This window comes from Rhizobium sp. UFLA01-1127 (assembly GCF_059803845.1).
Window position 1 is genome coordinate 1 of record NZ_JAUQTZ010000222.1, and the last position, 6,484, is coordinate 6,484.

At 58.0% G+C, this 6,484-nt stretch carries 5 protein-coding genes; all 5 read left to right on the forward strand.

What is annotated here, in order from left to right; all coding sequences use genetic code 11:
- Positions 1–859: TIGR03571 family LLM class oxidoreductase (locus Q4Q11_RS30450; protein ID WP_498571810.1), on the forward strand; the 859-nt coding region annotated here is incomplete at its 5' end.
- Between the two features lie 220 nt (positions 860–1,079).
- Positions 1,080–2,420 carry an MFS transporter gene (locus Q4Q11_RS30455; protein ID WP_498571811.1) on the forward strand — a complete coding sequence of 447 codons (1,341 nt, stop codon included), beginning with the start codon at positions 1,080–1,082 and terminating at the stop codon, positions 2,418–2,420.
- Positions 2,421–2,505: 85 nt separating this feature from the next.
- A complete protein-coding gene (locus Q4Q11_RS30460) occupies positions 2,506–4,392 on the forward strand; it encodes a bifunctional sugar phosphate isomerase/epimerase/4-hydroxyphenylpyruvate dioxygenase family protein (protein WP_498571812.1) in 1,887 nt (628 codons plus the stop codon).
- 83 nt (positions 4,393–4,475) lie between these two features.
- A complete protein-coding gene (locus Q4Q11_RS30465; protein WP_113217759.1) occupies positions 4,476–5,147 on the forward strand; it encodes a TetR/AcrR family transcriptional regulator in 672 nt (223 codons plus the stop codon).
- A 142-nt stretch (positions 5,148–5,289) separates the two neighbouring features.
- The gene (locus Q4Q11_RS30470; protein WP_498571813.1) at positions 5,290–6,168 is read left to right on the forward strand and encodes a shikimate dehydrogenase; all 879 of its coding nucleotides are present in this window, start codon (positions 5,290–5,292) and stop codon (positions 6,166–6,168) included.
- Positions 6,169–6,484 lie beyond the last annotated feature (316 nt).

The window sequence follows — 6,484 nt, forward strand, 5'->3', positions numbered from 1 at the left end:
GGCGAGAACCGCAGCGGACATACAGTTCGATACCCAGCTCGATATCGCAGCCCAAGCCGACAAATTGGGTTTCGATGCCCTGTGGGTGAGGGATGTTCCCCTTAACAGTGAAAGCTATCCCGACCCGGTCGGGCATGCCGATCCCTGGGTTTTACTCGGGGCTTTGGCGGCTTCCTCATCCAGGATCGCCTTGGCGACGGGTGCGATCGTGCTGCCTCTCAGGCATCCGCTTCATATCGCCAAGGCTGCGCTTTCGACGGCGTCCTTGTCGAAAGGACGCTTCGTCCTCGGACTCGGCTCGGGAGACAGACCAAGCGAGTATGAAATGTTCGGAGAGGATGTTGAAAACCGCAAGGCACTCTTTCAGTCGCATTGGGAGCGCCTCGCTGCCGCTCTTCGCTCCAGTCAGGAGGTTATCGACGAAAGCGGCCGCGTGCGAAACGAGTTCGCCGTAAGACCCGGCCTGCAGCAAGGGACCGTCCCGATGGTGGCAGTGGGGTCGTCGTCGCAATCCCTCGAATGGATCGCCCGGCATGCGACGGCATGGATGACTTATTACCGGCCGCTATCGGTCCAGAAGGATCGATTGGCGCTTTGGCATAATGCCCAGGCAAAGGCCGCTACCGATTTTCGCGGCTTCGGCCAGTCCATGGTTTTGGAATTGCTCGATAATTCCCAAGCAGCCTACGAGGAGCTCAATCTCGGCGGCAGAACCGGCAGGCAAGGGTTGATCGGCGCGCTGTCGACCATGCGCGAAGCTGGCATCCATCATGTTGCCTTCAATCTCGTCACGCAGGGCAGGCCGCCCGGCGAGGTCATCGAGGAGATCGCCGCGGATATTCTGCCGGCCATCCGTTAGCTTTGGCTCTCTATGCCGACCAACCGCAGCGCCGCTACACTTTACAAAACGAACTAGTTCGTACATTATCTCCTTGGAGGAGTGACGGGCGCTGCCATGAGCAGTGCCGGTGACTGCCAAGACAGGCTTGGATGTCATGCGAAGGGGTGCCGACGGAGGTTTCGGCGCTCACGGATGCAGCATTTCTTTGCAATTGAGATGCTTTTGGGGAGGAACGATGATGAAAATGCCGACAGACCATAAGACGCCTAAGCGTGCCGCTCTTGCGAGCTGGCTTGGAAGCGCCGTCGAATATTATGATTTCTTTGTCTACGGGACGGCAGCGGCGCTGATCTTCCCGAAAATATTCTTTTCAGCGGAAGATCCGCAAACGGCGGCGATCGCTTCTTTTGCGACCTTTGGCGTCGCCTACATCATGCGGCCACTGGGTGCGGTGATCCTGGGGCATATCGGCGACAAGTTCGGTCGCAAGAAAGTGCTGACTTTCACGCTGCTTCTCATGGGATTTTCGACTTTCATCATCGGCTGCCTGCCGACCTATGGCCAGGCCGGCATCCTGGCGCCGGTTCTTCTGGTTCTAGCGCGATTGCTGCAGGGCATTTCAGCGGCCGGTGAGCAGGCCGGAGCAAGCTCGATGACACTCGAGCATGCGCCTGAAAACCGGCGAGCATTCTTTACCAGCTTCACGCTGAGCGGGACGCAAGCCGGCCTGATCCTTGCGACCCTGGTCTTCATTCCGTTGGGAGCGCTCAACGAGGCGGCGTTGCTGTCATGGGGCTGGCGCGTCCCCTTTTTCTTGAGCTTCGTCGTCGTCCTCGTCGGTTTCTGGGTTCGCCGCACGCTGGCGGAAACGCCAGCCTTCCTTGAGGAAACGAAGAAAGGCGAAGTGGCCAAGCTGCCTTTGGTCTCGCTGCTTGCCAATTATTGGGCCGACGTCCTGCGCATCATCTTTGCTGCACTGATTTCCGTCGTCAGCACGATCTTCAGCGTCTTCACGCTATCCTACGCCGTCAACACCATGCATATCGATCGCTCGACGATGCTGACAGTCCTGGTGCTTGCCAATGTCGTGGCGCTCGGCGCAATTCCTGCATGGGCCATCCTTGCAGATCGCATTGGCCGCAAGCCTGTGTTCATCTTCGGGGCCGTCGGCTGCGCGGTTCTGATCTGGCCATACATCTGGGCAATCAGCCAGAACAACCTCATGCTCGTCTTCATCCTCGGCATCCTGCTTTCGGGCGTCGTCTACAGCGCATCCAACGGCGTCTGGCCGGCGCTCTATGCGGAAATGTTCGACACCCGCGTACGTCTGTCGGGCATGGCTGTCGGAACCCAGATCGGCTTTGCACTTGGCGGTTTCGCTCCGACGATCAGCGCCGCCCTGATGGGCAACGGTCCCATGGGATGGGTGCCGGTTGCCGTGTTTACGTCGATCACAGCCCTGATCGCCGCTGTTTCCGCAGCAACCGCAACGGAGACGTATCAGACGCCCATCGATCGGCTCGGCAAGGATGCACGGCGCTTTGCGGCCAGGGTCGGACACGCCGACCGGACGGTCTAGCCGCGAGCCCATGATCAGGACGGCCATAGCGTCGGCGACCGGGGGGTGAATTTGTTGAAAATCGCCAAGGGAACGGGATGATACAATGAAAACCTCGATTGCGACCGTTTCGATCAGCGGTGACCTGAAGGAAAAACTTCAGGCCATCGCCAAGGCGGGCTTCGATGGTGTGGAGATCTTCGAGAACGATTTCCTCGCCTTCGATGAATCGCCGCGCCAGGTCGGTCAAATGGTTAGGGATCATGGGCTGGAGATCACGCTCTTTCAGCCCTTCCGGGACTTCGAGGGCATGCCCGAACCCTTCCGCAGCCGAACCTTCGATCGCGCCGAGCGCAAGTTCGACCTGATGCAGGAGATGGGAACCGATCTCGTTCTCGTCTGCTCGAATGTTTCGTCTGTGGCGCTGGGCGGAATCGACCGCGCTGCCGCCGACTTCTTCGAACTCGGTGAAAGAGCGGCGAGGCGCGGCCTGCGCGTTGGATACGAAGCGCTTGCCTGGGGGCGGCACATTCACGATCATCGCGATGCCTGGGAGATCGTCCGCCGGGCCGATCATCCGAATATCGGCCTTATTCTCGACAGCTTCCATACGCTTTCGCGAAAGATCGATGTCAATTCGATCCGGTCGATCCCGAAAGAGAAGATCTTCATCATTCAGCTTGCCGATGCGCCGCTGATCGACATGGATCTTCTCTATTGGAGCCGTCACTTCCGCAACATGCCCGGGGAGGGCGACCTTCCGGTGCTGGAATTCATGAAGGCTGTCGCGGCAACGGGTTATGACGGTTATCTGTCGCTGGAGATTTTCAACGACCAGTTTCGCGGCGGCTCCCCGGCCGCCATCGCCGTCGATGGCCGGCGCTCGCTCGTCTATCTCGGCGATCAGGTTCGCCGTGCGGAGAGCAGCAGCCTCACCTTGCCGTCCATGCCGGCGCGCGCCGAGGTGGATGGAATTGCCTTTGTCGAGTTTACGGTCGACGAGGCGGAGACTTCGATCCTCTCCGATCGGCTGCGTGCCCTGGGCTTTCGCCATGCCGGGCGCCACAAGAGCAAGCGCGTCGATGTCTTCCGGCAAGGCGACATCAACCTCGTCGTCAATACCGATCCGGATGGGTTTGCCGGTGCCTCCTATGCTTTGCACGGGCAGTCGGCCTATGCGATGGGACTTTGGGTGGACGATGCCGAAGCGGCAGTCGCGCGCGCCGTGGCTCTGGGTGCCGAACGTTTCGAGCAGCCATTGAATCCCGGCGAGATCGAAATGCCTGGTGTAAGGGGCGTTGGCGGCGGCATCCTCTATTTCCTCGATCGCAGGAGCGCACTCGCCCGCATATGGGATATCGAATTCGATCCGGTCGATGACGATACCGATCTGCAGCCGGTCGGGCTGACGGGGATCGATCATGTCGCACAGACGATGAAATATGAGGAATTGCTGACCTGGCTGCTCTTCTATACGGCGATATTGAATGCGCATAAGACACCGATGGTCGACATTATCGATCCGGCCGGTGTCGTTCGCAGCCAGGTGGTCGAAAACGAGCCGGGCAGCTTGCGCATCACGCTGAACGGTGCGGAAAACCGCAATACCTTGGCCGGCCATTTCATCGCCGAGACCTTTGGCTCCGGCATTCAGCATCTCGCCTTTGCGACCGATGATATCTTTGCGACCGCGGCTGCATTGTCGGATAACGGTTTTGCCACCTTGATGATCTCCCCCAACTATTACGATGATCTGGAGGCCAGGTTTGGCCTGGAGCCGGCTTTCACGGATCGTCTCCAGGCGCACAACATCCTCTATGACCGCGACGATCACGGAGAATATTTCCAGCTCTACAGCCCGACCTATGGCGAAGGTTTCTTCTTCGAAATCGTCCAGCGCAGCGGCTATCGCGGCTACGGTGCAGCAAACGCAATCTTTCGCATAGCAGCGCTAAGGCGGCATCTGCGGCCAATTGGCCTGCCGAAACTTTAGGCTCTCCCCATCGGCGTGAAGCCTGTGTTAAAGCTTTGATCTTCAACGATGGGCAGGGACAGACCCAGGAAGACGGGCAAGGCATGACCAAAGCGCAAGCGGCCAAGATCGAGCGTTTTACGCGAAAGAACGATCCAGACGCGACCAAGGAAAACATTCTCAAGATCGCCACCGAGGAATTCGTCGCAGCCGGTTTTTCCGGAGCACGCGTCGATGAGATCGCCGAGCGCACCAAGACGTCCAAGCGCATGATCTATTATTATTTCGGCAGCAAGGAAGGCCTTTATCTTGCCGTTCTCGAGCAGGCCTATACGAAGATCCGCACACTCGAGAGCGAGCTCGATCTGGAAAACATGGCGCCGGTTCAGGCCATGGCGCAATTGATCGCAAGCACATTCGATCATGACGATCAAAATCCGGATTTCGTCCGCCTGGTCAGCATCGAAAACATCCACCGGGCCGAACATATGAAGCGCTCGGTCGTCTTGTCGCAGATGAACATCGCGGTCATCGATATCATCTCGGAAATTCTCGAGCGGGGCTATGCCGACGGCAGCTTTGTGCGCAAGGTGGACCCGGTCGATTTGCATATGATGATCAGCGCCCAATGCTTCTTTCGCGTTTCCAATCGTCACACTTTCGGGGCAATTTTTGAGCGCGATCTTTCCTCAGAGGAATTGAAAAAACGTCATAAGTCTTTGATAGTCGATGCCATTCTTGCCTTCTTGAGACATCCGTCCTCCGACACGATCTGAATTCCCGCCAAGCTGTCTGAGTTCCGCCTGCGGCTTTTGCCGGTATGCAAAGCTGTACCTCGTGTTGACTTTACGTACTAGTTCGTACATTTTGACATCAAGTCATTTGGCTCGGCTTTATTATGCTGCTCGGGAGGAAAGATTGAACACGCAAGCCGCTATTGTTCCGCGTCAGCTTCATGTCGGATTGATCGGCGCGGGCATAGGCCGCTCGCTGACTCCGGCCATGCATATGCGCGAGGGCGAGCATTGCGGGCTATCCTATCGCTACGATCTCATCGATCTAGACGTGCGCAACCTTTCCGTATCGGACCTGCCAGCCCTTGTCGACGAAGCCGAAGCGCAGGGCTTTGCCGGCCTCAACATCACTCACCCGTGCAAGCAGGCGGCGGTCACGCTGGTCGATGAACTATCACCCGATGCCCAGACGCTGAAATCCATCAATACGATCGTTTTTCAGGGAGAGCGCAGGATCGGCCACAATACCGATTGGTGGGGATTTGCCGAAAGCTTCAGGCGAGGGCTGACCGGCGTTTCGCTCGGCCGCGTCGTGCAGCTGGGCGCGGGCGGCGCGGGCGTTGCCGTTGCGCATGCCGTAGCGCAGATGGGCGCGCATTCCGTGGAGATATTCGATCTGAATCTTGCGCGAGCGGAGGCGCTTGTGGATCAGCTCCAGCCGGCGCACGGCGCTTGCCGCTTCACGGTTGGCCATGATCTTGCGGAAGCGCTTGATGTCGCGGACGGTCTGGTTCATGCAACGCCGATCGGCATGGCCGCCCATCCCGGACTACCGCTCGACGCCCAGCTTCTGTCGGACCGCCTCTGGGTCGCCGAAATCGTCTACTTCCCGATCGAAACCGAATTGGTAAAGCTCGCCCGGCAGACAGGTTGCCGCGTTCTTGATGGCGGCGGAATGGCGGTGTTTCAGGCAGTAAGAGCCTTCGAACTGTTCACGGGCATGCGCCCGAACGCGAAACGCATGATGCAGCATTTCGATTCGCTGCGCCCAAAGGCCGTTTGACATCAGCCGCATCCAGAAACGGATCAAGTCGGAGGCGCATTGCCATTTCCGAGTTACTCCGCTGGTAGAGCAATTGCCACAAGCGCCAATCTTAGTTATCGTTCAGCACTGCGCTTGCCAGCAGAGTGACTTCTTCCTTCCACCATAGCGATTCCTATAGATTACCGTCATAGGCGGGAGGATTTGTTGCCCAGGAATGGCGGCGGGGATCAAAAATAGCCACGATCAGAAAATATTCGCGTAACGGGACATTTTATGGTACATACCGCGAATGTTTTCACAAATATCGAAAGTCGATGGCTAATCATCTCAATAG

Bases quoted from the DNA above. Each gene is read 5' to 3' on its own strand.
- Q4Q11_RS30460 (WP_498571812.1), top strand. From the start codon at position 2,506: ATGAAAACCTCGATTGCGACCGTTTCGATCAGCGGTGACCTGAAGGAA.
- Q4Q11_RS30465 (WP_113217759.1), top strand. From the start codon at position 4,476: ATGACCAAAGCGCAAGCGGCCAAGATCGAGCGTTTTACGCGAAAGAAC.
- Q4Q11_RS30455 (WP_498571811.1), top strand. From the start codon at position 1,080: ATGAAAATGCCGACAGACCATAAGACGCCTAAGCGTGCCGCTCTTGCG.